We start from the raw sequence: 26,033 nt of genomic DNA, 5'->3' as shown, positions 1-26,033 counted from the left end.
TCGTCGATCGCCTGCGTGCAGGCCACGGACCGCGCCCGGGACGAGCACGACCCCGAAGAGGACCACCCATGAGACCCACGACCAACCGCCTCGCCGTGGCGGGCTCCACCCGCCGCTGGCTCGCCGTCTTCCTGGCCGCCCTGGTCGGGTTCGGCTGCGTGAGCGCCCTCTGGGCGGTCACCACCCCGCTGAGCGCGAGCCCCGACGAGCCGGCGCACCTGATCAAGGCCGCGTCGGTCGTCCGCGGGGAGCTCCTGGGCGACGTGACGGACGGGCTGCCGCAGATCCGCGACGTCGACGTGCCCGCCGGCGTCGCCTACTCGGCGGAGGCCGACTGCGCCAGGTTCCAGCCCGAGGTCACCGCGGACTGTGCTCCCGGGTTCCCGAGCGATGCGGACGCCATCGTCGAGGAGCCCACCAGCGCGGGTCTCTACAACCCCGTCTACTACGTGCTCGTGGGATGGCCGACCCTCGTCCTGGACGGCAGCAAGGCCTCGCTCTACGCGATGCGCCTGGTCAGCGCCCTCGTGTGCTCCGTGTTCTTCGCCGCGGCCGTCGCCTCGCTGTCACGGCTGCCGCGTCCGGTGCTCCCGGTGCTCGCGGCCTTCGGGGCGTTGACGCCGACGACGTACTTCCTGAGCGGCGTCGTCAACCCGAACGCCTTCGAGGCGGCGACCGCGGCCGCCTTCGCCGCGACGCTCGTCTCGGGCCTCCTCAGCGGACGCCCGGTGGGCTGGGGACAGGGCCTCCTGCTCGCCCTCTCCGGCGGACTGCTCGTGCACGCACGAGGGCTCTCCCCGCTCTGGCTGGCCGTGATCGTCGTCGTCGCCGCCGTGCTCGTCGGCTGGCGTGCCTTCTGGGAGCACGTCCGACGACCTCAGGTCCTCGCCGCGGTCCTCGCCGTGGCCGTCTCGTCCGTCCTCGCCGTCATCTGGACCCTCAAGTCCGGGTCCCTGGGCGCGGTGGGCCTCTACCCGGGTGCGGGCACGAGCTTCCAGGGCGGACTGGTCCGCATGCTCGAGAGGACGTTCGACTTCGGGCAGGAGCTCATCGGCAAGTTCGGCTGGCTCGACACCCCGGTGCCGTCGTACGTGGTCTTCGCCTACTTCGTCGGGGTGGGGGGTCTCGTGCTCGCCGCCGTGCTGGTCCCGACCTCCGGCCGGGTCAAGGCTGCCGTGCTGCTCTCGCTCGCGAGCTACGTCCTCATCCCCGCGCTGGTGCAGGCGGCGTCCGTGACGCGGTCCGGCTACGTCTGGCAGGGCCGTTACAACCTGCCGGTCTACGTCCTCCTCGTCCTGGTGGCCGCGGTGGCGCTCGCCCCGTCGTTCGACCGTCTCTCCTCGACCCTGCGTCGACGCGTCGTCCTGCTCGTCGTCGTCGTGCACTCCGCGGCGGCCTTCGTCGCGTTGATGACCTTCCTGCGCAGGAACGCGGTCGGTCTCTCCGCCTCCTGGGTCGCCCTCCTCGAGACGCCGGCGTGGCGCCCCCCGGTGCTGTCCACCTCCGTGTGGACGGGGCTCATCGCGGCGGGCTGCCTCGTGCTCGGCGTCGCGTTCCTCGTCGTCCTCGCGCTGAGTCGGCGCCAGGCCGTCCTGTCGTCGGGTGGGGACGGGTCCGGCGACGCGGGCGACGTCGAGGCTCCCGAGCTGGTGAACGAGCAGGGTGAGCGCCATGAGCCCGTGGGGGAGGCCGGGGGCCGTCGACGGACCACACCGGACAGTCCGTCCGGACAGGACCCCGTCGGGACCCGTCCGTGACGGGCCTCGCGGCCCGGTTCGCGGACTTCCGGAGCGGGCGGCTGTACGGGCCGTTCGTGTACCTCGTCGTCGGCGGCCTCGCGTTCGTCGTCGACCTCGGCCTGCTGATCGTCGGCCGGGACGTCCTCGGGTGGCCCCTCGGGGTGGCCGGGGCGGTCGCCTTCTGGGCCGGGCTGCTGGTCAGCTACGCCCTCCAGCGGTTCCTGACCTTCCGGTCGAGCCGCTCCTCCTGGCACTCGCTCTGGAAGTACGGGGTCCTCGTCCTCGTGAACTCCCTGGCCACGATCGCCGTCATCGAGCTCTTCGACCGGCTGGGCCCGGGATACGTCGTGGGCAAGTTCGTGTCGACGGCGATGACGACGACGTGGAACTACGCGGCGTACAAGTTCTGGGTCTTCGCGGACCGCTCCCGCTCGCGTGGGGCCGACGAGTCGACCACGGTGGACGAGGACGAGGACGCGCCACCCGCCCGTTGACACGTCCCCGACCGACAGGCGTCGACCTCGACGCCTGTCAGGGGAGGTCGGGGCGACCGTCGTGAGTCCGGGACCCGGCGTCCTGGGCCTTCTCGAGGTCGTGCAGCCGCAGGTCGTTCATGGCCGATTCCTCGGCGAGGCTCCGCACCTTGTCCTCGAGGTCGGTGAGCTCCGCGCTGAACTGGACGCAGACCAGGAAGATGATCACGATGCTGGCGAAGAAGGCGAGGTTCGCCGGCTGTTCGACGCCGACCAGGTCGGCCGCCCACGCGGTCAGCTGTGGGAAGACGCTGATGACGAGCGCGCCGACACCGGCGACCAGCCACCAGACGGCGTGCCGTTCCCGGAGCCGTCGACGACGCAGCCTCTCGACGACGACGCCGACGGCGAGCAGGCTGGCCGCGATGCTGAAGACGTAGCTCGTGACGTTCACGCGGCGGCCACCTCTCGGGCGGTCGCGTTGATCGGGCGGATCAGGGCCACGACGAGGGCGAGCCCGGCCCTCGCGAGGTACAGGGCTGCCTTCGCCGGGTTGTGCGACGCCACGCCGCCCGCTCGTGGCCGCATCGACACGGGCACCTGCTTGATCGACAGCCCGTGTCGGGCCGCGATGACCAGGGACTCCACCGTGTCGCCGAGGTACTCGGCCGGGTAGTTCTCAGCGAAGAGCTCGACGGCTCGGGGCCCCGCGCCCCGGTAGCCCGACGTGGTGTCCGTCAACGGCGTCCGGGCGATGCGGCTGAGGCTGACGCTGAGGAACTGCATGGCCCACCTCCGCGGCCCCCGCACCTCGTAGTCGCCCTCCCCGGCGAAGCGCGCGCCGATGACGACGTCGTGCTCCGCCAGCTCGTCGAGCAGGCGGGGCACGCTGGTCGGGTTGTGCTGCCCGTCCGAGTCGATCTGCACGACGTTGTGGAAACCGTGTCGCAGGGCGTACCGGAACCCGGCTCGCATCGCGCCGCCGACGCCGAGGTTGAAGGGCAGCTCGAGGACGCGTGCTCCCGCACGGTCGGCCATCTCGACCGTGCGGTCCTTGGACCCGTCGCTGACGACCAGGCACGCCACGCCCGGGAGGGCGGCGAGCACCTCACGGACGACGTCGCCGACGGCCTCTTCTTCGTTGTAGGCGGGCATGACGATGAGGGTCTGCTCGAGGGCGGTGGGCATTGCTCAATCGTAGCCGGGCAGGTCCGCGGCGAGCGGACGGCGGCGCGCGAGTCCGGGGAGCGGGAGCCGCAGCGCGGCGGGCCGGGGAGGGAGGGTGCAGGTAGGTATGATCTGCGGGTCCTGGTCGCGCGTGCCGCGCTCGCCCCTCGCCGCTCGCCCGAGCCGAGGCCCAGGCCCGGGCCACACGGCCACCCGCGACGAGGAGAACGAGTGCACGCCCCAGCCGAGCCGAGACGACCCGGACGACGAGCCCGCACCCGGACGGACGCCGAGGTCCTCGGTCGTGTCGGCCGGGCCGGTCCGGTGGCCCTGTTCGTCGTCGCGTTCCTCGTCTTCTTCGGCACGGCGGCGCTCTGGGCCCTGAGCACGCCGATCGGCGCCAGTCCGGACGAGCCGTCCCACATCATCAAGGCGGCGTCGACGGTCCGGGGGCAGCTCATCGGCGCTCCGGGCGCACGCCCCCAGGACAAGATCGTCCAGGTCCCGGAGACGGTGGCGGGCAGCGCCAACACCATCTGCATGTCGCACGCCTCGGAGGTCACCGCCGACTGCCTCCTCCCGTTCGGGTCGGACACGAAGCTCGTCGCGGCGACGACGACGGCGGGGCTCTACAACCCGGTCTACTACGTGCTCGTGGGGTGGCCTTCGCTGCTCGAGCTGGGCAAGGGGCAGATGTTCCTCATGAGGCTCGCGAGCGCGGCCGCCTGCGCGTTCTTCCTCGCCGCCGCGGTGACCGCCCTCGCGCGCCTTCCCCGCCCTGTGCTCCCCGTCCTGGCCGTGTTCGCCGTCTCCACCCCGATGACCTACTTCCTGATGGGGTCCGTGAACCCCAACGCGCTCGAGATCGCGACCACCGCCTCCTTCGCCTCCTCCCTCTTGGTCGTGACCAGCACGGCTCCCGGTCGACGGGCGTCGTGGTGGCTCGCGGCCTCGCTCGCGGCGTCCGGCGGGCTGCTCGTCCACACCCGGGGGCTCTCCCCGCTCTGGCTCGGCGTCGCGGTCCTCGTCGTGGCGATCGGGGTCGGGGTCCCGCGCTTCGTCTCGCGGGTCGTGCGCCCTCCCGTCCTGCTGAGCGTCCTCGTCGTCACGGCCTCGACGGTCCCGGCCGTCCTCTGGACGCTGCGGTCGGGCTCCCTGGACGCCGTGGGAGTGTACGGCGGCGCCGGGACGACGCCCGCGGACGGCTTCGTGCACGTGCTCGAGACGACGACCGACTACTCGGCGCAGGCGATCGGCAACTTCGGGTGGCTGGACACGCCTGCCCCCGGGTACGTGGTGTTCCTGTACTCGGTGCTGCTCGGGCTCGTCGTCGCGGCCGCGCTGTTCCTCCGCGACTCGGTCCGACGACGCGTCGCTGTCGGGACGGCGGCGCTCGCCGTCCTCGTCCTGCCTGCCGCCGTCCAGGCGTCGAGCGTCGCCGAGTCGGGCTACATCTGGCAGGGGCGCTACACGATGCCCGCCGTCGTCGTGCTCGTGGTCGTCGCCGCGTGGGCCGTGGGCGACGCCCTGCCGGTCCGCAGGCGCGCGGAGGACGTCCGCCGCTTCGCGACCTGCGTCCTCGTCGTGACCGGGGTCGCGCAGCTGGCGTGCTTGCTGACGTCGCTCCGTCGCTACAGCGCCGGGCTCTCGGCTCCCTGGCCCCGTGTCTTCTCCGAGCCGGCGTGGCACCCGCCTCTGCTCGGCACGGTCGGCTGGGCCGTGCTCCTCCTCGCGTGCGTCGCCGTGGCGACCGTCGCCGCGCGGTGGCTGGTCCTCGCCGCGGGGGCCGACAGCCCTCGGGGCGACGGCTCCGTGTCCGACACCACGGACGCCGACGGTCCGAGCAGGAGCAAGAGCAGGAGCACGGTCACGGTCGCGGAGGCACCCGTGCCCGCCGGTGCCGCAGCCGCCTCCGGCCCCGTCGCAGCGGACCGGCCCTAGTCTTGACGACGGTCCACAGGAAGGCACCCATGAACACCCACACCGGCGCAGGCGCCCTCGTCGTCCTCCCCACCTACGACGAGGTCGAGAACCTCCCGATCATCCTCGGGCGCCTCTTCGCGGCCGTCCCTGAGATCGACGTCCTCGTCGTCGACGACGGCAGCCCCGACGGCACGGGCGAGCTGGCCGAGCAGATGGCCGCCGCCGACGCGCGGATCCACGTCGCGCACCGGACAGGCAAGCTCGGCCTCGGCTCGGCGTACGTCAAGGGGTTCCGCTGGGGCCTGGAGCGCGGCTACGACTTCGTCATCGAGATGGACGCCGACGGCTCGCACCCGCCGGAGGCGCTGCCCGAGATGATCTCGAGGGTCACGGGCGACGCCCCGTGGACCCCGAGCCTGGCGATCGGCAGCCGGTGGGTCCCGGGCGGCTCCGTCGTGAACTGGCCCGTCTCCCGCCAGCTGCTGAGCCGCGGGGGCAACCTGTACGCGCGGCTCGCCCTCGGCCTCCGTCTCAAGGACGTGACGGCGGGCTTCCGCGTCTACACCCGAGACGCCCTCGCAGCCATGGACCTCGCGGGGATCGACTCCAAGGGCTACTGCTTCCAGGTCGACATGACGCTCCGCACGCTCGACGGCGGCGGTCGCGTCGTCGAGGTGCCGATCGAGTTCCGCGAACGCGAGCTGGGCGAGTCGAAGATGAGCCAGGCGATCGTCGTCGAGGCCATGGCGCGGGTCACCGTCTGGGGCCTCCGGCGGCGCCTCGCAGCCGTTCTGGGTCGCCGACCGGGCCCCGACTGGGTCGTCGAGCGCTGAGGGCGGCCGGGCCGACTAGCGGTCCGACCCGACCGGGGGAGCTGTCAGCTGCGGCAGGCGGGAGCGCCACGACCGCTTGCGGGCGGCGATCGTCGCGATCGCGACGAACAGCATGAGCGTCCCCTCGAAGAGCACGAAGCTCTCGGCGACGGCGGTGACCCCGATCAGCACCAGCACGAGGGCGGGCCAGACGTACGCGACGATCGGGTGGCCGGAGGCGGTCGCCCAGCTCCGCACGAGCGCGAGGGCTCCCGAGACGACGAGCAGCAGCACGCCCACGAGGCCGAGCTGCAGCCAGATGTCGAAGAACGCGTTGAGGGCCGTCGCGTAGGGGCGGCCGTCCGGCGCCAGGACCGTCGAGAAGGGGAAGATCTCGGCCGGCCACTGGCCCACGAAGCCCCACCCGGTGATGTCGTGCACGCTGGCGAGGCTCCGGACGCGCGCCCAGAGCAACGACCGAGCGCTCAGGTCGGAGGCGCCGTCGACGCTCGCGAGCAGCGAGTCGCGGAGGGCCCAGGAGATGGCGCCGCCGACGACGACCACGACGACCAGCACGCTCTGCAGCAGGGGACGCCGGTGCTCGGGAGCCTTGCGCAGGGCGCGGAGGGCGAGGCCGGCCACGACGAGGACCACGACCGCCAGCGCAGCCACGGGCGAGCGCGCGAACAGCAGGGTCACGGCGGCGAGCACGGCGGACGCGGCGGCGTGCGAGCGGGGGACCGACCGGGTCAGGAACTCGACCACGAAGGTGACGAGGGCGAGCGCCGCCAGGAAGCCGAGGTAGTTGCGCGTGCCCGCGAGGCCCTGGATCGGCCCGCCGAGCGCCAGGTCGCCGCGGATCCCGAGGAACCGGATCGGCTGGTCGATCAACAACCCGGCGAACACCTCGAGCGACATGGAGGCGACGAGGACGATGCGCAGCGCGTCGCCGACGGCTCGCACGACCTGGACCAGGTCCCGTCCCAGCGCCAGGTAGAGGCCGAGCGCCCCGAACCCCGCGGCGTAGGCGACGCCTCCCACCGTGACCCAGGTGTACTCGCTCCAGAGCACGCTGATCGCCATGAAGCTGAACAGCGCGATGAGCGACACCGGCAGGATGCCGTGCCACTCGACGTGGTGCCGGCCGCCGAACAGCGACAGCGCCGCGAGCACGAGCAGCGTCGCGAGCACGGCGACCGCGCCCGGCCAGCCCATCACCGAGCGGATGGCCTGCGTCGAGAACGCGAAGAGCACGATCGCCACCGAGAGCGCCTGGGAGAAGTGGCCGCCGGCGGAGAAGCCGACCCAGGCCGAGAGGTACCGCCGCAGGGGGTCGCGACGTCGCGGGCCGAGCCCGTCGATCACCGGTCGCGGTCCGTCCAGCCGTAGGCGTCCCGTCGCGTGACCACGACGACGACCACGAAGATCGCCCAGCCCCACTCGACGATCAGCCGCGACTCCGTGAGGCCGTGCACGAGGAGGAGGGTGAGGAGCAGCACCGGCAGCAGGTCGAGCGCGGACCACGCCGCCTCGCGTCCCACGCCGAGGACGCGGCGGTCCGTCGCCCACGACCACGCCCGCAGCAGCACGCCGACGACGACGAGCAGGAAGAGCACGAGGCCGACCCAGCCGAGCTGGAACCAGACGTCGAGGTACGCGTCGTGCGCTTGCAGGTACACGACGCCGTTGCGCTCGGCGAGGTCGATGAACGGCTCCGAGATGGGGATCCAGTAGCTGACCCAGCCCCAGCCGACGACGGGGTGCTGCACGCCGAGGTCGAGCACGGCGGACCAGATGTCCGTGCGGCCGGTGAGGTCGCCGCTCCTGCCCGCGAGGGCGAGCAGGGGCTGGCGCGCCAGCACGAGGAGCCCCGCCGCGAGCACGGCCAGGACCGCGGCGGCGCCGTAGACCCGCCCGCGCCTCTCGGCGGGCGTCGCCCGCAGCCTCGTCACGAGGAGCAGCACCAGGGCGACCGCGACGGCGCAGACGACCGTGGTGGCCGACCGCGTGAGCAGGAGCGCGACGACGGCCGCGGCGATGCCGACCCGGCCGGCGTTCTTCGTCACCTGGCCGGCGGAGAGCTGCACGGCCGTCACCACCAGGGCGAGGAGGGCGAACACGGCGAGGATGTTGCTGTTGCCCTGCAGCCCCTGGATGCGGCCGCCCGTGAACAGCTCGGCCCGCGACCAGAAGAACGCGTCGGGGACGCCGCCCGAGCAGTCGAGGTAGACCGGGCACACGGGCCGGCGCACGAACACGCCGACGACGAGCTCGAACAGCAGCGAGGCCCCGACGTGCAGCCGCAGCGCCCGGCCGAGGGCGACCACGATCGACGGCCAGGGCAGCGTCGAGGTGACGGCGACGGCCCCGAGGGTCGTCGCCAGCGTCGCGACGATGCCGATGGCCGAGGCGGCCGGGTACTGCGACCACGCCAGCGAGACGACGGCGAAGGCCAGCCAGAGCACGAGGAGGCGCGGCAGCGTCCGCACCCGCGGCGGGTGCCGCACGACGACGACCGCCGCGGCGATCACCATGACGCCGCAGACCACGCCCCAGCCCCAGAAGCTGGTCGCGTTGCGCAGCACGTCGCCGCCCAGGAGGACGAGGAAGACGAGCGTGGCGAAGAGCGTGCGGGCACGCTCGGGAGGCGCCGGCGCGGCACGGCGAGCGGGGAGCGTCGTCGTCATGCGGACCAGGCTAGACGACGGCGCCCCCGTGCCGGGCCGGTGCTCAGACGAACGCGGCCTGGCCGGTGATGCTCCGGCCGACGATGAGCGTGTTCATCTCGCGGGTGCCCTCGTAGCTGTAGAGGGCCTCGGCGTCGGCGAAGTGGCGCGCGACGTCGTAGTCGAGCACGATCCCGTTGCCGCCCAGCACCTCCCGGGCGTGTGCCACCGTCTCGCGCATCCTGGCGGTCGTGTAGGCCTTGGCGAGCGAGGCGTGCTCGTCGCGCTGCTTGCCGTCGTCGAGCATCTGCGACACGCGGACGACCATCCCGAGGGAGGCGGTGATGTTGCCGATGCACTTGACCAGCAGGTCCTGCACGAGCTGGTGCGCCGCGATCGGCTTGCCGAACTGGACGCGCTCGCCGGCGTAGGCGAGGGCCGCCTCGTAGGCGCCGATCGAGTTGCCGACCGCGGCCCAGGCGACCTCGGCCCGCGTGAGCCGCAGCACCGAGGCGGTGTCGCGGAAGGAGTTCGCCTGCTGGAGGCGCAGGCTCTCGGGCACACGGACCCCGTCGAGCACGATGTCGGCGTTCTGCACGATGCGGAGGCTCTGCTTGTCCTCGATCTTGGTCGCCGTGTAGCCGGGGGTCGAGGTCGGCACGATGAAGCCCTTGACCTGACCGTCCTCGGCGCTCTTGGCCCAGATGATCGTGAGGTCGCTGAAGGTCGCGTTGCCGATCCAGCGCTTCGAGCCGTTCAGCACCCAGCCGTCGCCGTCCCGGGTCGCGACCGTGCGGAGCCCCTGCGCCGAGTCGGAGCCCGAGAGCGGCTCGGTGAGGCCGAAGGCCCCCACGAGCTCGCCGCTCGCCATCCTCGGCAGCCACTCGGCCCGCTGCTCGGGCGAGCCCCCGACGCTGATCGACCCCATCGCCAGGCCGTTCTGGACGCCGACGAAGGTCGCGACCGACGCGTCGACCCTGGCCAGCTCGAGCGCGACCCAGCCGCGGAACACGGCCGAGTTCTCGAACGGACGGGTCTCCTCCCAGGGGAGGGCGAAGATGCCGAGGTCGGCGAGCCCCTTGACGATCCTCGTCGGGAACTCCGCCCGGGCCCAGTGGTCGTTGACGATCGGCTTCACCTCCGTCTCGAGGTAGCGCCGCAGGTCGGCCAGCACCGACTTCTCGCGGTCGGTGAGCAGGTCTTCGTACCCGTAGAAGTCGCTGGCGAGCGAGGTGAACGAGGTGAGGGTCGATGTGGACATCAGGTGGCTCCGTTGCTCCGTGTCGTGGTGGCGACGACGACGCCCGCGCGCCGCCGTCCCGGGTGAGACGCGGCGAGCCTAGGCAGGCAGCTCGGCAGCGGCAAAGAGCTTGGTAGTTTTGGCCAAGGCCTCCCGGCCGGCGTGCTCGGCCCTTTGTAGAGGGGACCCAAGCGCGGCCGCACGGTCGCCGCGCACGCCGCCCGACGGGCACGACCCACGACACGCTCGGAGAACCATGTTCCTCGCCATCACGAACACCCCGCGCGACTACGCATGGGGCTCCCGCACCGCGATCTCCGAGCTGCTCGGGCGCCGCCCGTCCGGCAGGCCGGAGGCGGAGCTGTGGCTGGGGGCGCACCCGGGCTCGCCGAGCATCGTGGTGAACCCGGCCGTCGTGGACGGCGCGGACACCCTGGCCGACTGGTTCGCTGCCGAGCCGGCCCGGGCGCTCGGCCGGGACCGCACCGAGCTGCCGTTCCTGCTCAAGGTGCTCGCCGCCGACCAGCCGCTGTCGATCCAGGCGCACCCGACGCCCGAGCAGGCCGAGGAGGGCTTCGCCCGCGAGGAGGCGGCGGGCGTCCCCCTGGACGCACCGCACCGCAACTACAAGGACCGGTTCCCGAAGCCCGAGATCATCGTCGCCCTCAGCGAGCGCTTCGACGCGCTCTGCGGCTTCCGCGACCCGGCCGAGACCCTCGCCGACATCGACGTGATCGACGCGGGCACCGGTCGTCTCTCGGCGCTCCGCGGCAGCGTCGCGGCGTCGCTCGAGTCGACGCTGGCCTGGCTCTTCGACGGCTCGGACGAGTCGCGACGGGTCGTCGGGGCGGTGGCCGAGCTGGCGAGGGCGGTCGCCGACCCGAGCCCGAGCACCGCGACCGTCGTCGAGCTCGACCGCCTCTACCCGGGCGATCCCGGCGTCGTCGTGTCGCTGCTGCTCAACCGGGTCTCGCTCCGGGCCGGCGAGGCGCTGTTCCTGCCGGCGGGCAACGTCCACGCCTACCTCGGCGGGCTCGGCATCGAGCTGATGGCGCCGTCGGACAACGTGCTGCGCGGCGGCCTCACCCCCAAGCACGTCGACGTGCCCGAGCTGCTTCGGGTGCTCGAGTTCTCCCCGTTGCCCGTCCCGTGGCTCCGCCCCGTCGAGGTGGCCCGCGGGGTCGAGCGCTTCGCCCCCGAGGGCACCGGCTTCGCGCTGCTGCGGGTCGCGGCAGGAGGCGCGGGCGCGGTCGTCGAGATCGGCGGGCCGAGCATCCTGCTCGTCACCGACGGCCAGGTCGACGTCAAGGGACAGGACGGCACCATCCACCTCGCCCGGGGCGAGTCCGCCTTCGTGACCCCCGACGAGGTCCGCCTCGCGGTCAGCGGCGGCGGCCTGCTGTGGGTGGCGACTCCCGCCTGACCCGCGCCGCAGGGGCGGCTGTGCTGCGGACCGGGGGCGCCTCCTCGCCTCGCTAGGCTGACGCCATGTCATGGTTGGTCACCGGCGGTGCCGGGTACATCGGGTCCCACGTCGTCCGCGAGCTCACGGGGGCGGGCATGGACGCCGTCGTCCTCGACGACCTCTCGTCCGGCCTCGAGGCGTTCGTGCCGAGCGACGTGCCGTTCGTCCGGGCGAGCATCCTCGACCGCGCCGCCGTCGCCGCCGCGATCGAGCAGCACGGCGTCACCGGGGTCGTCCACGTGGCGGGCTACAAGTACGCCGGCGTCTCGGTGCAGCGCCCGCTGCACACCTACGAGCAGAACGTGACCGGCACGCAGGTGCTCCTCGGCGCCATGGCCGACGCCGGGGTCCACCGGGTCGTCTTCTCGTCCAGCGCCGCCGTCTACGGCACCCCGCCGACGGACGTCGTCACGGAGGACACCCCCAAGGCCCCCGCCTCGCCCTACGGCGAGAGCAAGCTCATCGGCGAGTGGCTGCTCCGCGACCAGGCGACGGCCGTCGGCCTCCGGCACACGAGCCTCCGCTACTTCAACGTCGTCGGCTCGGGCTCGCCGGAGCTGTGGGACGCCAGCCCGCACAACCTGTTCCCGCTCGTCTTCGACGCGCTCGCCGCGGGGCGCGCGCCTCGGATCAACGGCGACGACTACGACACGCCCGACGGCACCTGCGTCCGCGACTACGTGCACGTAGCCGACCTCGCCGTCTCGCACGTCGCCGCGGCGCGTCGTCTCGACGCGGGCGAGCCCGTCGAGGCCGCCTACAACCTGGGCTCCGGAGGAGGGGTGTCGGTCGCCGAGATCATGGACGCCATGCGCGAGGGCACCGGCGTCGACTTCACCCCGGAGGTCGGCCCGCGTCGCCCCGGCGACCCCGACCGCATCGTCGCCGACGGAGCGCTGGCGGCCCGCGACCTCGACTGGGAGATGCGCCACACGCTGCTCGAGATGGTGACCAGCGCCTGGGACGCGGCACCGCGTCCCTGACCGGACGACCGCCTCCTCGGCAGCCGTGTCGGCGCTCGCCGGGTCCCGGCCCGACACGCCGGGGCCCGCTTGACCCTCGATGAGGGGTGCAGGGTTTATGGGGTCCGACTTGACGTGGCCGAACTACACCGGTGTAATTGGCACATCGCAGCCGTCCAGGGAGCGAGCGACACGAGGGGAGATGTGCCATGGCGATCGACGAGAGCCGTGACGACCGAGACCTCGTCGCACCGGTCCGAGCGGGTGTGCCCGACGACTGGCACGTCGACCCGGTGCTGCTGGGGGTCCCCGGCGTCCGTCGGTCCGGCGACGAGGACGAGGCCCAGCTGTCCTGGCAGGTGGACTCGCTCTGCGCCCAGACCGACCCCGAGGCGTTCTTCCCCGAGAAGGGCGGCTCGACCCGCGACGCGAAGAAGATCTGCGCCTCGTGCGACGTGCGCGCCCAGTGCCTCGAGTACGCCCTGCAGAACGACGAGCGCTTCGGCATCTGGGGCGGCCTGTCCGAGCGTGAGCGCCGCAAGCTCCGCAAGCGGGCCTGACCCGGAGCCCCGACGCATCCACGGCGCCCGTCCCCCTCGGGGGGCGGGCGCCGTCGTCGGTCCAGGGCCCGGGCGGCCAGCGCCCACCGCGGTCCGACGGACGTCGTCATCGGCTCCTCACAGGTAGGGAGGGACCGGCGCGGCGCGGCGGAGGCTCGGGGCACCCGACCTAGGCTGCTCAGGTCATGCAGCCGAGAGTCACAGCGATCCTCGTCGCCCCTGGTGGAGCGACCTACCTCGACCGAACCCTCGACGCGCTGTCGCGGCAGACCCGCCCGCCGGAGTCCCTGGTCGTGGTCGACGCGGGCGGCAAGGACAGCGAGGCCGGGCGCCTCTCGCTCAGCGGGGCGGCACAGCTGACCAGCGTGCCCGCCGCCACGACCTTCGTCCAGGCGCTCGCGCAGGGCGTGCGCGTCTCGGGGCCGGGCGACTCTCCCCGCGACGGCGCCGTCGACCCGGACGAGTGGCTGTGGTTCCTGGGGCACGACAACGTGCCCGGACCCGAGGCGCTGGACCGCCTCCTGTCCCAGGTCGAGGTGTCGCCCTCGGTCGCGGTCGCCGGGCCGAAGCTGATGCGGCTCGACGACCCGACCGTCATCGCCGAGTTCGGCGAGACGATGACCCGCTACGGCGCGTCCATGCCCCTCGTCGAGAGCCAGCTCGATCAGGGGCAGCACGACCACCACGAGGACGTCCTGGGCGTGGCGGCCGCAGGCATGCTCGTCCGCCGCAGCGTGTGGACGGCCCTCGGCGGCTTCGACCCCGGCCTCCCGCACGTCGACGCCGCCCTCGACCTCTCCGTCCGCGCCCGCCTCGCGGGGCACCGCGTCGTGCTCGTGCCCGACGCGCGGGTGTCCAGCGCCGGGCAGCCGGAGGACTTCGGGCAGGCCCCCGGGGGGCACGCCCGCGCCGCCCGCCTCCACCGCGCCGCCCAGCTGCACCGCCGGCTGGTCTACTCGCCCCCGGCCGCGCTGCCGCTGCACTGGCTCTCGCTCGTGCCCCTCGCCTTCGTCCGGTCCGTCTGGCACCTGCTCACCAAGAACCCCGGGGCGGTCCCGGGGGAGTTCGCCACCGCCCTGACGGCCGCGTTCGGCGGTTCTCGGGTGCTGCCCGCGCGGAGGGCGCTCGCGCGCACCCGGACGACCAGCTGGTCGTCCGTGGAGCCGCTGCGCGCCTCCTTCAACCTGATCCGCGAGAGGCGCGTGAGCGACCGTGACGCCCTCGTGGCGCACGGCGAGGACGCGTCGGACCCCCGGGCGAGCTTCATCGGGTCGGGCGGCCTCTGGGTCGTGCTGGTCGCCGCCGTCGTGGGCGTCGTGGCGTTCCTCGAGTTCCTGCCGCAGCCGGCCCTGACCGGCGGGGGCCTGCTGCCGCTCAGCACCTCGGTCGCCGAGCTCTGGGACAACGTCGGGTGGGGGCGCCACGAGATCGGCACCGGGTTCGTCGGGCCGAGCGACCCGTTCACCGCGGTGCTCGCCGTGCTCGGCTCGATCACGTTCTGGTCGCCCTCCACCGCCGTGCTCGTGCTCTGGCTCGTCGCGCTGCCGGCCTCGGCCCTCGGCGCGTGGTTCGCCGCCCGTCGGGTCACGAGCCGGGCGTGGACGCCCGCCGTCGTCGCCGCGGTCTACGCGCTCTCGTCCCCGCTGCTGTCCGGCCTGCAGTCGGGCCACATCGGCGCGGTCGTGGCGCACGTCGCGCTGCCGTTCCTGATCTGGGCGCTCATCGGGTCGGCCCGGTCCTGGGCCGCCGGGGCGACCGCCTCCCTGCTCTTCGCGGTCGTCGCGGCGTCCGCCCCGTCGTTGTGGCCCGCCCTCGTCGTCATCTGGCTCGGCTCGCTCGCCACCCGGCCCCGGGGCATCCACCGGATGCTCGCCGTCCCGCTGCCCGCCGTGGTGCTCTTCGTGCCGCTCGCCGTCGCGCAGATCTCGCGAGGCACCTGGTGGGGGCTCGTCGCCGACCCGGGCGTGCCCGCACGGATCGATCCGGCGTCGCCGTGGCAGCTGCTCGTCGCCTCGCCCGAGACCGGCCTGAACGGCTGGACGACCCTGCTCGCCGGGCTCGGCGTGAGCGGCTCGACGGCGGCCGTCGTCGTCGCGGCGGCCTTCGTCCCGCTGGCCCTCCTCGCCGTCGCCGCGCCCTTCGTCGGCCAGGCGCGGCGTGCCGTGCCTGCCCTGTCGCTCGCCCTGCTCGGGTTCGTCACGGCGGTCGCCGCGACCCACGTCTCGATCTCGGGCGTCGGCAGCGAGACGACCTCGGTCTGGGCGGGGAGCGGCCTGAGCCTGTACCTGCTGGGCCTCGTCGGCGCCGCCGCGGTCACCCTCGACCGGCTGCCGCGCGTGGCGCCCACGGCGGGCGTCGTCGTCGCCGCGGTGACCGTGGCGTCCGTGTTCCCGCTCGTCGTCGCCGCCTACCTCGGCACCGGCGACGTGCGCCCCAGCTCGGGCCGCATCCTGTCGGCGTACGTCACGGCCGAGGCCGAGGCGTCGCCCGAGGTGGGCACCCTGGTGCTCACCCCGCAGCCGGACGGCTCGCTCGCCGTGTCGCTCGAGCACGGCCAGGGCGCGACCCTCGACGACCAGTCGACCCTCGACGCGACGGCGCAGCGACTGACGTCGACCAACGAGGACCTCACGGTCCTCGCGGGCAACCTCGTGAGCATCAGCGGCTTCGACCCGGCCGACGACCTCGACCAGCTCGGGGTCGGCTTCGTCCTCCTCGGCGAGGCCGCGGACGGCGACGACGAGGCGCAGGCCCTCGAGCGCCGGGCGAGCGAGGCGCTCGACGGGACCGCGGCGTTCCAGCCGGTCGGCGAGACCACGAACGGCCTGCTCTGGCGCTGGGTCGACGCCTCGGGCGCCGTTCCGGACCGCGACGACGCCGGGCCGCTCCGCCCCGTCGTCCTGATCAGCTGGGCCCTCGTGTTCGGCTCCGCGCTGCTGCTGGCCGTGCCGACGACGCCGCGCCGCCGACGCTCCCGGGCCGGCGTGCCCGAGTCGGAGCAGCCTGCCACCACCTTCGACGAGGAGAGAGATGACTGAGCGACCGATCATCGCGCGCACCCGACGCGTCGGACTCGGCGCGGCCGGCCTCGCCGTCGCGGCCGTCGTCGTCGGCGCCGCGGGCGTCCTGCCCCTGCCGACGCTGCAGACCGTGCCCGCCGGGCAGCTCGTCGCCCCGGTGGCGGTCGACCAGCAGCGCGTCTGCGCGGGAGGGCTGCTCCAGCTCTCGGACGACGAGGGCCAGCAGGCCACGACCGCCAGCTCGGTCGGTCGGGCGCAGGTCGTGTCCGCCTCCAGCTCGGGCGACGACGACAGCACCGCCCTCGCCGGGGCGGACGGGAGCGACTCCGACCCGGTGCTGTGGACGACGCCCGTGGAGGGCGACGACGTCCCGCTCGTCGCGGCCGCCCAGAGCCAGTCCGTCTCGGAGGGCGAGCTCGTGGGCTTCGCAGCCGCCCCGTGCACCGAGCCGACGAGCTCGACCTGGCTCGTCGGGGGCTCGACCGAGACCGGCCGCGTGTCGCTCGTCGTGCTCGTCAACCCCACGGACGTCAACGCGACCGTCGACCTCGGCATCGCCGCGGAGAACGGCCGCGTGCAGGGCCCCGGGATCGACGGCATCGTCGTCGCCCCCCGCAGCCAGAAGGTCGTCCCGCTCTCCGGCTTCGCGACGGGCCTCGTCTCGCCCGTCGTCCACGTCCAGAGCCGGGGCGGCCGCATCGTCGCCTCGATGCAGCAGAGCGTCGTGCGCACCCTCGACCCCGGCGGCGTCGACATCGTCAGCGGTGCGGCCTCGCCCGCCCGCCAGGTGGTCGTCCCCGGGATCGTCGTCCGCGACTCCGCGGCGCTCGAGGGCGCGCTCACCGAGCCCTCCTCGGCCGACCTGCAGAGCGTCGTCCGGGTCTACGTCCCCGGCGACGAGGCGGCGCAGGTCTCGATCACGCTCTCCACGGCCGACGGCACGGGCGCGACGTTCCAGACGCGGGTCGAGGCCGGGCGCGTCACCGACGTGCCGGTCGACGGCCTCGCGGACGGCACCTGGACCGCCACCCTGGTGTCGCAGGTGCCCGTCGTGGCCGGTGCCCGCACCTCCACGATCTCGCCCGAGGGCGCGGTCGACCTCGCCTGGGCCGCCGCGGCCCCGGCGCTGCGCGGCGACACGCTCGTGCAGGTGCCACAGGGCGAGGGCCCGACGCTGTCGATCGCGAACCCCGGCACGGAGGCGGCCACGGCGGTCGTCGAGATCGGCGACGCGGAGCAGCAGGTGACGGTCCCGGCGGGCAGCACCGTCGGCGTGGCGGTGTCCGGCGGCGACGTCCTGACCCTGCGCGACGCCGACGGGCTGCGGGCCGCGGTGAGCTGGTCGGCGGCCGGAGCCGTCGCGTCGTGGCCCGTCACCTCGGCCTTCCCGGCGTCCACCCCGGTGGTCGTCTACCCGTAGGTCAGCGGTCGCGCCAGCGGTCGGGGGAGAGGTCCCACGGGTCCTTGCCGAGGAGGTCGCCCACGGCCTGCAGCACCCAGCCCTCGACGAGGACGCGGTGCTGCCACTCGTCGTCCACCTGCCGGTGCGACTCGGGCACGTGCGACAGGCGCTCGATGGGCAGCCGGTAGACGACCACGCTGCGGGCGGCCCGGTCGACGCGCCAGCGCTCGACGCGCGACGGGTCGGGGGCAGCAGGCAGGCCGGCGACCTCGAAGGTCACGTCGGCGAGGTCGTCGGGCCACAGCTCACGGAGGTGGTCCGCCGTCTCGGCGACGAGGTCGTCGAAGAGCTCGACCCTCGTGCGCAGGAACGGCAGGTGCGGGCCCGCGGCGGAGGAACGGAGGCCACGGCCGTGTCGGTCCCGACGACGCGAGCGGTCGGTGACGCGGACTCGACGTGGCCTCGGCATCTCGCCATCGTAGTCCGGCGGTATCGTGGCGGTCCATGGAGCCACGACCCTGCAGCAAGGTCACCTGCCACGACGAGGCGGTGTCGACCCTCACCTACGTGTACGCGGACTCCATGGTCGTCGTCGGCCCCCTGAGCGACCGGGTGGAGCCGCACGGGTACGACCTGTGCGCCCGACACGCGTCGTCCCTGTCCGTCCCCCAGGGCTGGCAGGTGCTGCGCCGGGTAGTTTTGGGCCATGACCACTGAAGACACCGTCGACCTCTCCGCCTTCGTCAAGACCTACGACGTGCGCGGGCTGGTAGGGAGCCAGCTCACCGACGACGTCGTCGAGGCGTTCGGGGCCGCCTTCGCGGACGAGGTGGGCGCGGCGGGGAGCGAGCTCGTGGTCGGCCACGACATGCGCGACTCCTCGCCCTCGTTCGCGGCGGCCTTCGCCCGCGGCGCCCTGGCCCGCGGCGCGGACGTCGTCGCCCTCGGGCTCTGCTCGACCGACGAGTCCTACTTCGCCTCGGGCTCGCTCGACGCGCCGGCGGCGATGTTCACCGCGAGCCACAACCCCGCGACCTACAACGGCATCAAGATGAGCCGGGCAGGCGCCCAGGGGATCAGCCTCGACACGGGCCTGTCCTCGATCCGCGACCGGGCCGCCGTCTACCTCGCCGACGGCATCTCGCCCGTCGAGGCGACCGGGTCGCTCCGCGAGCACGACGCGCTGCCGGGCTACGCGGCCCACCTGCGCGGGCTCGTCGACCTGGCCGGCGTCCGGCCCCTGAAGGTGGTCGTCGACGCCGGCAACGGGATGGGCGGCCTGACCGTCCCCGCGGTCCTCGGCGCCGCCGCCGGGCTCCCGGCCCTGCCCCTCGAGATCGTCCCGCTGTACTTCGAGCTCGACGGCACGTTCCCGAACCACGAGGCGAACCCGCTCGAGCCGGCCAACCTCGTCGACCTCCAGGCCGCCGTCGTCGCCCACGGCGCAGACCTGGGCCTCGCCTTCGACGGCGACGCCGACCGCTGCTTCGTCGTCGACGAGAAGGGCGACGCGGTCACCCCGTCCGCCGTCGCGGCGATCGTCGCGGTGCGCGAGATCGCCCGGGTCCGGGCGGCCGAGCCGGACGCCTCCATCTCGGTCATCCACAACCTGATCACCTCGCGCGCGGTGCCCGAGGCGATCGTCGCCTCCGGTGCGGTGCCCGTCCGCACCCGGGTCGGGCACTCGCTCATCAAGGACGAGATGCGCACGACCGGCGCGATCTTCGGCGGCGAGCACTCCGCGCACTACTACTTCCGCGACTTCTGGGGCGCCGACAACGGCATGCTCGCCGCCATGCACGTGCTGGCCGAGCTGGGTCGCCAGGACGAGCCGTTGTCGACCCTGACCGACCGCTACACGCCGTACTCGGCCAGCGGCGAGATCAACTCGACCGTCACCGACGTGCCCGCCGCCTACACCCGCGTCGTCGAGGCGTTCACCGGCCGGGGCGACTTCGACGAGCTCGACGGCCTCACCGTGTCGGGGTCGTCGGCGGACGGCGGCTTCTGGTGGTTCAACGTCCGCCCCTCGAACACCGAGCCTCTGCTCCGCCTGAACGCCGAGGCGGCGACGCGCTCGGGCATGGAGGCGGTGCGCGACGAGGTCCTGGCGCTGATCCGGGCATCGTGACGACCGACCCGAGCACCACGTCGCCGGGATCTCCCGGCTACAGCGGCTCCAAGCAGCAGATCGTCACGCGCCTCCGCCGAGCCGAGGGCCAGGTCCGCGGCATCCAGCGGATGGTCGAGGACGACGTCTACTGCATCGACGTCCTCACGCAGGTGAGCGCGGCCACGAAGGCGCTCGAGACGGTGGCCCTCCAGCTGCTCGAGGACCACCTCGCGCACTGCGTCGCCGAGGCGGCTCGAGAGGGCGGGGCGGTGGCCGACGCGAAGATCGCGGAGGCGTCGGCCGCGATCGCCCGTCTCGTGCGTTCCTGAGCCGGGGGACGTCCCGACGCGTCGTCCCGTTCCTGGGCGACACACGGGGCAGGGTGGGCGAGAATGGTCCCATGCCCACTGACACGACCACGCTGCCCTACAAGGTCGCCGACCTGTCCCTCGCCGAGGCCGGTCGACACCAGCTCCGGCTCGCCGAGAACGAGATGCCCGGCCTCATGGCCCTCCGCGAAGAGTTCGGACCGACGCAGCCGCTCGCCGGTGCCCGCATCGCCGGCTCGCTGCACATGACCGTGCAGACCGCCGTGCTGATCGAGACCCTCACCGCCCTCGGCGCGCAGGTCCGCTGGGCCAGCTGCAACATCTTCTCCACTCAGGACGAGGCGGCGGCCGCGATCGTCGTCGGCCCGACCGGCACCCCCGAGCAGCCGGCGGGCGTGCCCGTCTTCGCCTGGAAGGGCGAGACGCTCGACGAGTACTGGTGGTGCACCTCCCAGATCTTCGACTGGTCGGCCGAGGCCGCCGAGGCAGGCGCCTCGTTCGCCGGCCCGAACATGATCCTCGACGACGGCGGCGACGCCACGATGCTCGTGCACAAGGGCCGCGAGTACGAGCTCGCCGGTGCCGTGCCCGACGACGCCCCCGGCGACAGCCACGAGTGGCGGGTGATCCTCGAGGTGCTGCGCGGCTCGCTGGCCGAGTCGACCGACCGCTGGACGACCATCGGCGCCGAGCTGCAGGGCGTCACGGAAGAGACCACGACGGGCGTGCACCGCCTGTACGAGCTCGCGCGTGCCGGCGAGCTGCTCTTCCCCGCCATCAACGTGAACGACTCCGTCACGAAGTCGAAGTTCGACAACAAGTACGGCATCCGCCACTCGCTGCCCGACGGGCTGATGCGGGCGACCGACGTGCTCATCGGCGGCAAGGTCGCCTTCGTCGCCGGCTACGGCGACGTGGGCAAGGGCGCCGCGGAGGCGCTGCGCGGCCAGGGTGCCCGCGTCATCGTCAGCGAGGTGGACCCGATCAACGCCCTCCAGGCCGCGATGGACGGCTACCAGGTCGCCCGTCTGGAGTCCGTCGTCGAGACCGTCGACATCCTCGTCACGGGCACGGGCAACCTCGACGTCGTGACCGTCGACCACCTCCTCGCGCTCAAGCACCTCGCGATCGTGGCGAACGTCGGCCACTTCGACAACGAGATCGACATGGCCGGGCTCGAGTCGCTCGCCGGCGCCGAGCGCGTCGAGATCAAGCCCCAGGTGCACGAGTGGCGCCTCCCCACGGGGCGCAGCGTGCTCGTGCTCAGCGAGGGCCGTCTGATGAACCTCGGCAACGCCACCGGCCACCCCTCGTTCGTGATGAGCAACTCCTTCACGAACCAGGTCCTCGCGCAGATCGAGCTCTGGGCTCACCGCGAGAACTACGAGACCGAGGTCTACGTGCTGCCCAAGCACCTCGACGAGAAGGTGGCACGGCTGCACCTCGACGCGCTCGGCGTCGAGCTGACCACCCTCACCGACGCGCAGGCGAAGTACATCGGCGTCAGCGTCGACGGGCCCTACAAGGTCGACCACTACCGCTACTGAGGCAGGTGCACGAACGCCCCCGAGCCGTCGTCGAGACGGGGCGGGGGCGTTCTCGCGTGCGGGCCGGAGCGGCGGATCGGAGCCGGGTCAGGGCCGCGGGCGACGTGGGCTGTTCAACGCCGCGGGAAACCCCGCACCGTCCCCGTGAGGGCCGGCTCGAGCCGGTCGAGCAGGGCTGCCTCGCGCCCCAGGGCGACGCCCTCCCGCTCTCGACGGAGGGCGGACACGGCCGCCAGCAGCGACTCCGGGTCCGTCGCGGGCAGGGGCGAGACGAACAGCGAGAGCTCGTCGGCAAGGGACTCGGCGATGCGTCGACGGCTGTCGGGACGGAGGGCCGGGGCCTGCTGCAGGAACGACGACACACGACGGGCCAGGGGATCGGGGAGGCGCGCCACGTCGGCCACGCCGGCCCAGCCGACGAGGTGCGGCGGCACCTGGACCACGACCCGCCCCATGCGGGGCGCCCGCTCGTTGCGGCTGTAGGTGCCGGCCATCAGGTCGCCGAGGCGGCGCGACGACCGGTTGAGGAGGGCGACCACCACGGCCAGTCCCCCCGTCGTCATCACGATCTCGAGCATCCCGACCAGCGACCTGGTGAGGGCGTGCCGGAGGCCGATGGCGCCTCCGTCGGTCCGGACGATCCGCGCGCCGGTCGCCAGCTTGCCGAGCGACCGTCCGTGCGACGCCGTCTCGACCACGGTCGGCAGGCCGATCAGGCAGACGACGATCGACGCGACCATGAGGGCCTGCGCCGTCGCGTCGTCCACGGCGCCGCGGTCGTTGAGCGAGACGACCAGCAGCACGAGGCCCACGAGCACGGCGACGTACGTGAGGTAGTCGATCAGCGCACCGGCGACGCGGAGGACGAAGCCGGTGGGGCGGCGGTCGAGACCGACCGCCTCGCCCGTGACGAGCTGGTCGTCGGCACCGTCGAAGAAGTCGACCTGGTCGGCACGCAGGGTCGGCGCCGACCGCGGGGCACGCCCCGCGCGCGTGCGTCGCGGCCTCGGCCGGGGCGTCGGCGGCTGGTGCGTCGTCGGGTCGGACATGCCTAGTATCTAAGCAGAATGGATCTCGACGCCTACGCCGCCGCCCACGGTCACGAGTGGACCGAACTCGAGGCCCTGGCGCGCCGTCGGCGCCTCACCGGCCCGGAGGCCGACGAGCTGATCCGGCTGTACCAGTCGGGAGCCGCCGAGCTGTCGGCGCTGCAGACGGCAGCGGGCCCGTCCGTCGTCGCCGACAGGCTGTCGCTGACCCTGTCGCGCGCGCGGCTCCGGTTCACCGGGGCGGGGCGGAACCTCGCCTCGCAGGTGCCGACCTTCTTCGTGGCCCAGCTGCCTGCCGCCCTCTGGCGGGTGCGCTGGCTGTCGATCGCGGTGCTGCTCGTCACGGTCGTCGTGGCGACGTCGTTCGCGGTCTGGGCGGCCGGGTCTCCCGCGGTGCTCGCGTCGTTCGGCTCGGAGGAGTTCCGTCGCCAGTTCGCGACCGAGGACTTCGTGGACTACTACTCGGAGAGCGCGCCCTCGTCGTTCACGGGCCAGGTCTGGACCAACAACGCGTTCATCGCCGCCCAGTGCGTGGCGTTCGGCATCACCGGGGTCTGGGTGCCCTACGTCGTGCTGAGCAACGCCATGAACGTGGGCATCTCGGCGGGCCTGATGGCCGAGCAGGGGCGCCTCGAGTACTTCTTCCTGTACATCCTCCCGCACGGCCAGCTCGAGCTCTACAGCATCTTCGTCGCCGGCGGTGCGGGGCTGATGATCTTCTGGTCGTGGGTCGCCCCCGGCGCCCGCACCCGGGGGCAGGCGCTCGCCCAGGACGGCCGCGCGCTCGTCACCGTCGCCGTGGGGCTCATGCTGGCCCTGCTCGTGTCGGGCGTGATCGAGGGGTTCGTCACGCGCCAGGACTGGCCGTGGCCGATCAAGATCGGCATCGGCACGGTCGCGCTGGCCGGGTTCCTCGCGTACCAGTGGGTGCTCGGCGGGCGCGCGCACCGCGCCGGCCAGACCGGCGACCTCGACGAGTTCGAGGCCGGGGCGACGGAGCTCGTCGCCGGCTGACGGCGAGCAGAGGCCGCTGTGCCGGCTGACGGCGAGCAGAGGCCGCTGTGCCGGCTGACGGCGAGCGGAGGCCGCTGTGCCGGCTGACGGCGAGCGGAGGCCGCTGTGCCGGCTGAGGGCGAGCGGGGGCCGCTGTGCCGGCTGAGGGCGAGCGGGGGCCGCTGTGCCGGCTGAGGGCGAGCGGGGGCCGCTGTGCCGGCTGACGGCGAGCGGAGGCCGCTGTGCCGGCTGAGGCCCCCGGCCGAGGTCAGAGGCGGCCGGCGGCCTTGTAGGCGAGGTACCGGTCGGCGAGCGCCGGCGGCAGGTCGGCGGGCGAGCCCGACACGACGTCGGCCCCCACCTGGCCGAGTGCGGCGGCGACGCGCGCGATGTCGAGCCGGGCCCGCTCGGCGGACGCGGCGCGGTAGACCTCGTCGCGGTTCGTCCGGGTCACTGCGGCCACGGCGAGGTCGGGGTCGGTGACCGACGCCACGACGACCAGGTGCCGTCGGCTCAGCTGCGGCACGGCGGCGAGCAGGCTGCGGGCCGAGCCGGGGGAGTCGACGGGCGTGACGAGCACGACGAGCGAGCGCTGGGTGGTCACGGAGCGCACGAGGGCAGGCACGGTCGACCAGTCGGTCTCGACGAGCTCGGGCTCGATCGGGGCCATCGTCTCGACCATGGTCGACAGCAGGGCGGCTCCGGTCGCGCCCTGCACGCGTCCCCGAACGCGGCGGTCGACGACGACGAGGTCGACGTGGTCGCCGGCGCGGGACGCGAGCGCGCCGAGCAGCAGGGCGGACTCGAACGCGGTGTCGAGCCGCGGCTCGTCGTCGATGCGCGCAGCCGAGGTGCGGCCGCTGTCGACGACGATCACGACGCGTCGGTCGCGCTCGGGGCGCCACGTGCGGACGACCAGGTCGCTGCGGCGCGCCGTCGCCCGCCAGTCGATCGAGCGGACGTCGTCGCCGCGGACGTACTCGCGCAGGCTGTCGAACTCGGTGCCCTGGCCGCGGATCATGACGCTGGTGCGCCCGTCGAGCTCGCGGAGGCGGGCGAGACGGGAGGGCAGGTGGCGGCGGGACGAGAAGCGGGGGAGCACGCGGACGACGCCGGGGACGGCGTGCCCGGCCTGGCGACCCGCGAGGCGGAGCGGTCCGATCGACCGGACGGTCACCTCCTCGGCTCGGCGTTCGCCCCGGCGGAACGGGGTGAGCGTGGTGGTGGCGCGCCAGGCACGGCCGGGCCGGACGACGAGGGCACGACGCGTGACGGAGGCGCCGGCCGAGGGCTGCCAGGCGTCCCGGACGACGCCGCGCAGCGTGCGGCGGCCCTCGTTGACCACGACGAGCTCGGCCGAGGTCGTCTCGCCGAGGCGGACGGGGCCGGGCAGCTCACGACGGATCCGCAGGAGGCGCGGCGAGGCGGCCAGCGCGACGTCCAGCGCCCCGAGGGCGAGCACGAGCACGAGCCAGCCCACGAGCGCCCAGGCGCTCCCCGTCGCCACGATCGGCACGACGCCGAGCGCGACGAGCGCGACGAACCATCCGGTGACGGCCATGATCAGATCGGGACCCGCACCTGCTGCAGCACCGAGCGCAGCACGGCGTCGGCGTCGACGCCCTCGAGCTCGGCCTCCGGTCGCAGCTGCAGGCGGTGGCGCAGCACGGGCAGGGCCATCGCCTGGACGTGGTCGGGCGTGATGCGGTCGAAGCCGGTCAGCCAGGCCCAGGCCTTGCTCGCCGACAGCAGGGCGGTGGAGCCGCGGGGGCTGACGCCGATCTTGACGGACGCGCTCTCGCGGGTGGCACGGGCCAGGTCGACGACGTACGCGAGCACGTCGGGCGAGGCGCCGACCAGGCCGACCTCGGCCTGCGCCTGCGCGAGCTCGGCCGGCCCGAGCACGGGCGTCACGCCCGCGGCGCGCAGGTCGCGCGGCGAGAAGCCGGCGGCGTGGCGCGTGAGCACCTCGACCTCGGCATCGCGGGGCGGCAGGTCGAGGGTCAGCTTCATGAGGAACCGGTCGAGCTGCGCCTCGGGCAGCGTGTAGGTGCCCTCGTACTCGACCGGGTTCATCGTCGCGGCGACGAGGAACGGCTGGGGGAGCGGACGCGAGACGCCGTCGACCGACACCTGCCGCTCCTCCATGGCCTCGAGCAGCGCCGACTGCGTCTTGGGGGGAGTCCGGTTGATCTCGTCGGCCAGCAGGATGTTGGTGAAGACGGGACCGGGGCGGAACTCGAACTCGCCGGCCTTCGCGTCGTAGACGAGCGAGCCGGTGATGTCGCCGGGCATCAGGTCGGGGGTGAACTGCACGCGGTTCGTCTCGAGCGAGGTGGCGTGGCTGAGGGCGCGGACGAGCAGCGTCTTGGCGACGCCGGGGACGCCCTCGAGCAGGGCGTGGCCCTGGGCGAGCAGGGTGACGATCAGCCCGGTCACGGCGCCGTCCTGGGCGACGACGGCCTTGCCGACCTCGGTGCGCACGCGGGCGAAGGTCTGCTGGAGTTCGGTGGTCATGCGGCGGTTCTCCCGGTGGTGGTCGCAGGGCGAGGGGCGGTGGAGGCGGTCAGGAG

At 73.6% G+C, this 26,033-nt stretch carries 23 protein-coding genes; 14 read left to right on the top strand and 9 right to left on the bottom strand.

What is annotated here, in order from left to right; translation table 11 throughout:
* Positions 1 to 68: 68 nt before the first annotated feature.
* The gene (locus IFT90_RS10245; protein ID WP_192042060.1) at positions 69 to 1,757 is read left to right on the top strand and encodes a DUF2142 domain-containing protein; all 1,689 of its coding nucleotides are present in this window, start codon (positions 69 to 71) and stop codon (positions 1,755 to 1,757) included.
* Positions 1,754 to 2,233, top strand: a complete 480-nt coding sequence (locus IFT90_RS10240; protein WP_192042059.1) for a GtrA family protein — start codon at positions 1,754 to 1,756, stop codon at positions 2,231 to 2,233. The genes IFT90_RS10245 and IFT90_RS10240 overlap by 4 nt, the downstream gene beginning before the upstream one ends.
* Positions 2,234 to 2,270: 37 nt before the next feature.
* Here IFT90_RS10240 and IFT90_RS10235 read toward each other — a convergent pair whose 3' ends face one another.
* Together IFT90_RS10235 and IFT90_RS10230 are read right to left on the bottom strand one after the other, a co-directional pair.
* Positions 2,271 to 2,666: a DUF2304 domain-containing protein gene (locus tag IFT90_RS10235; protein WP_123546526.1), complete on the bottom strand. Its 396-nt coding sequence runs from the start codon at positions 2,664 to 2,666 to the stop codon at positions 2,271 to 2,273.
* The gene (locus tag IFT90_RS10230) at positions 2,663 to 3,400 is read right to left on the bottom strand and encodes a glycosyltransferase family 2 protein (RefSeq protein WP_123547283.1); all 738 of its coding nucleotides are present in this window, start codon (positions 3,398 to 3,400) and stop codon (positions 2,663 to 2,665) included. The genes IFT90_RS10235 and IFT90_RS10230 overlap by 4 nt, the downstream gene beginning before the upstream one ends.
* Positions 3,401 to 3,610: 210 nt before the next feature.
* Here IFT90_RS10230 and IFT90_RS10225 point away from each other — a divergent pair, with 210 nt between their 5' ends.
* Together IFT90_RS10225 and IFT90_RS10220 are read left to right on the top strand one after the other, a co-directional pair.
* Positions 3,611 to 5,320, top strand: coding sequence for a DUF2142 domain-containing protein (locus tag IFT90_RS10225; protein ID WP_192042058.1), 1,710 nt, complete (start codon positions 3,611 to 3,613; stop codon positions 5,318 to 5,320).
* Positions 5,321 to 5,349: 29 nt separating this feature from the next.
* Positions 5,350 to 6,135: a polyprenol monophosphomannose synthase gene (locus IFT90_RS10220; RefSeq protein ID WP_192042057.1), complete on the top strand. Its 786-nt coding sequence runs from the start codon at positions 5,350 to 5,352 to the stop codon at positions 6,133 to 6,135.
* A gap of 15 nt (positions 6,136 to 6,150) precedes the next feature.
* Here the strand turns inward: IFT90_RS10220 and IFT90_RS10215 are convergent, their stop codons facing one another.
* The 3 genes from IFT90_RS10215 to IFT90_RS10205 are packed head-to-tail and all read right to left on the bottom strand — an operon-like array spanning position 6,151 to position 10,041.
* Positions 6,151 to 7,479: an O-antigen ligase family protein gene (locus tag IFT90_RS10215; protein WP_192042056.1), complete on the bottom strand. Its 1,329-nt coding sequence runs from the start codon at positions 7,477 to 7,479 to the stop codon at positions 6,151 to 6,153.
* Complete coding sequence (locus tag IFT90_RS10210) at positions 7,476 to 8,801, bottom strand: O-antigen ligase (protein ID WP_192042055.1); 1,326 nt, start codon at positions 8,799 to 8,801, stop codon at positions 7,476 to 7,478. Before IFT90_RS10210 ends, IFT90_RS10215 begins: the two co-directional genes overlap by 4 nt.
* Before the next feature lie 43 nt (positions 8,802 to 8,844).
* Positions 8,845 to 10,041, bottom strand: a complete 1,197-nt coding sequence (locus IFT90_RS10205; RefSeq protein WP_192042054.1) for an acyl-CoA dehydrogenase family protein — start codon at positions 10,039 to 10,041, stop codon at positions 8,845 to 8,847.
* Between the two features lie 235 nt (positions 10,042 to 10,276).
* Between IFT90_RS10205 and manA the strand changes: the two genes are divergently transcribed.
* The 5 genes from manA to IFT90_RS10180 all read left to right on the top strand — a co-directional run bounded on the left by manA (position 10,277) and on the right by IFT90_RS10180 (position 17,447).
* Complete coding sequence (gene manA, locus IFT90_RS10200) at positions 10,277 to 11,443, top strand: mannose-6-phosphate isomerase, class I (protein ID WP_192042053.1); 1,167 nt, start codon at positions 10,277 to 10,279, stop codon at positions 11,441 to 11,443.
* 65 nt (positions 11,444 to 11,508) lie between these two features.
* Positions 11,509 to 12,468, top strand: a complete 960-nt coding sequence (gene galE / locus IFT90_RS10195; RefSeq protein ID WP_192042052.1) for a UDP-glucose 4-epimerase GalE — start codon at positions 11,509 to 11,511, stop codon at positions 12,466 to 12,468.
* A gap of 188 nt (positions 12,469 to 12,656) precedes the next feature.
* The gene (locus tag IFT90_RS10190) at positions 12,657 to 13,007 is read left to right on the top strand and encodes a WhiB family transcriptional regulator (protein ID WP_133737781.1); all 351 of its coding nucleotides are present in this window, start codon (positions 12,657 to 12,659) and stop codon (positions 13,005 to 13,007) included.
* Positions 13,008 to 13,192: 185 nt separating this feature from the next.
* On the top strand, positions 13,193 to 16,045 hold the full coding sequence (locus tag IFT90_RS10185; RefSeq protein ID WP_192042051.1) for a glycosyltransferase: 2,853 nt from the start codon (positions 13,193 to 13,195) through the stop codon (positions 16,043 to 16,045).
* Positions 16,038 to 17,447, top strand: coding sequence for a DUF5719 family protein (locus tag IFT90_RS10180; protein WP_192042050.1), 1,410 nt, complete (start codon positions 16,038 to 16,040; stop codon positions 17,445 to 17,447). The genes IFT90_RS10185 and IFT90_RS10180 overlap by 8 nt, the downstream gene beginning before the upstream one ends.
* 1 nt (position 17,448) lies before the next feature.
* On the opposite strand, the gene IFT90_RS10175 is transcribed toward IFT90_RS10180, so the two are convergent.
* Positions 17,449 to 17,898 (bottom strand): hypothetical protein, encoded by a 450-nt coding sequence (locus tag IFT90_RS10175; protein ID WP_123546515.1) that lies wholly within the window; start codon positions 17,896 to 17,898, stop codon positions 17,449 to 17,451.
* A gap of 35 nt (positions 17,899 to 17,933) precedes the next feature.
* On the opposite strand from IFT90_RS10175, the gene IFT90_RS10170 reads away from it, so the two are divergent.
* The 4 genes from IFT90_RS10170 (at position 17,934) to ahcY (ending at position 21,418) form a co-directional block, all read left to right on the top strand.
* The gene (locus IFT90_RS10170) at positions 17,934 to 18,146 is read left to right on the top strand and encodes a DUF3499 family protein (protein WP_133737779.1); all 213 of its coding nucleotides are present in this window, start codon (positions 17,934 to 17,936) and stop codon (positions 18,144 to 18,146) included.
* Positions 18,136 to 19,560, top strand: a complete 1,425-nt coding sequence (locus tag IFT90_RS10165) for a phosphomannomutase/phosphoglucomutase (protein ID WP_192042049.1) — start codon at positions 18,136 to 18,138, stop codon at positions 19,558 to 19,560. Before IFT90_RS10170 ends, IFT90_RS10165 begins: the two co-directional genes overlap by 11 nt.
* A 59-nt stretch (positions 19,561 to 19,619) precedes the next feature.
* Positions 19,620 to 19,871: a metal-sensitive transcriptional regulator gene (locus tag IFT90_RS10160; protein WP_233569053.1), complete on the top strand. Its 252-nt coding sequence runs from the start codon at positions 19,620 to 19,622 to the stop codon at positions 19,869 to 19,871.
* A gap of 71 nt (positions 19,872 to 19,942) precedes the next feature.
* Positions 19,943 to 21,418: an adenosylhomocysteinase gene (gene ahcY / locus IFT90_RS10155; RefSeq protein WP_123546512.1), complete on the top strand. Its 1,476-nt coding sequence runs from the start codon at positions 19,943 to 19,945 to the stop codon at positions 21,416 to 21,418.
* Between the two features lie 113 nt (positions 21,419 to 21,531).
* Here the strand turns inward: ahcY and IFT90_RS10150 are convergent, their stop codons facing one another.
* Positions 21,532 to 22,467, bottom strand: a complete 936-nt coding sequence (locus IFT90_RS10150) for an RDD family protein (protein WP_192042047.1) — start codon at positions 22,465 to 22,467, stop codon at positions 21,532 to 21,534.
* An 18-nt stretch (positions 22,468 to 22,485) separates the two neighbouring features.
* On the opposite strand from IFT90_RS10150, the gene IFT90_RS10145 reads away from it, so the two are divergent.
* Positions 22,486 to 23,481 (top strand): stage II sporulation protein M, encoded by a 996-nt coding sequence (locus IFT90_RS10145; protein WP_192042046.1) that lies wholly within the window; start codon positions 22,486 to 22,488, stop codon positions 23,479 to 23,481.
* A 247-nt stretch (positions 23,482 to 23,728) separates the two neighbouring features.
* Here the strand turns inward: IFT90_RS10145 and IFT90_RS10140 are convergent, their stop codons facing one another.
* Together IFT90_RS10140 and IFT90_RS10135 are read right to left on the bottom strand one after the other, a co-directional pair.
* Positions 23,729 to 25,021, bottom strand: coding sequence for a DUF58 domain-containing protein (locus IFT90_RS10140; RefSeq protein WP_192042045.1), 1,293 nt, complete (start codon positions 25,019 to 25,021; stop codon positions 23,729 to 23,731).
* Between the two features lie 2 nt (positions 25,022 to 25,023).
* Entirely contained in the window at positions 25,024 to 25,977 is a 954-nt protein-coding gene (locus tag IFT90_RS10135; RefSeq protein WP_123546508.1) for a MoxR family ATPase, read from the bottom strand.
* Between the last annotated feature and the right edge of the window lie 56 nt (positions 25,978 to 26,033).

Origin of the sequence: Frigoribacterium sp. CFBP 8766 (genome assembly GCF_014841435.1) — a bacterium.
In the GTDB taxonomy this organism is placed as follows: domain Bacteria; phylum Actinomycetota; class Actinomycetes; order Actinomycetales; family Microbacteriaceae; genus Frigoribacterium.
This window is presented reverse-complemented; position numbering and strand designations above follow the sequence as displayed.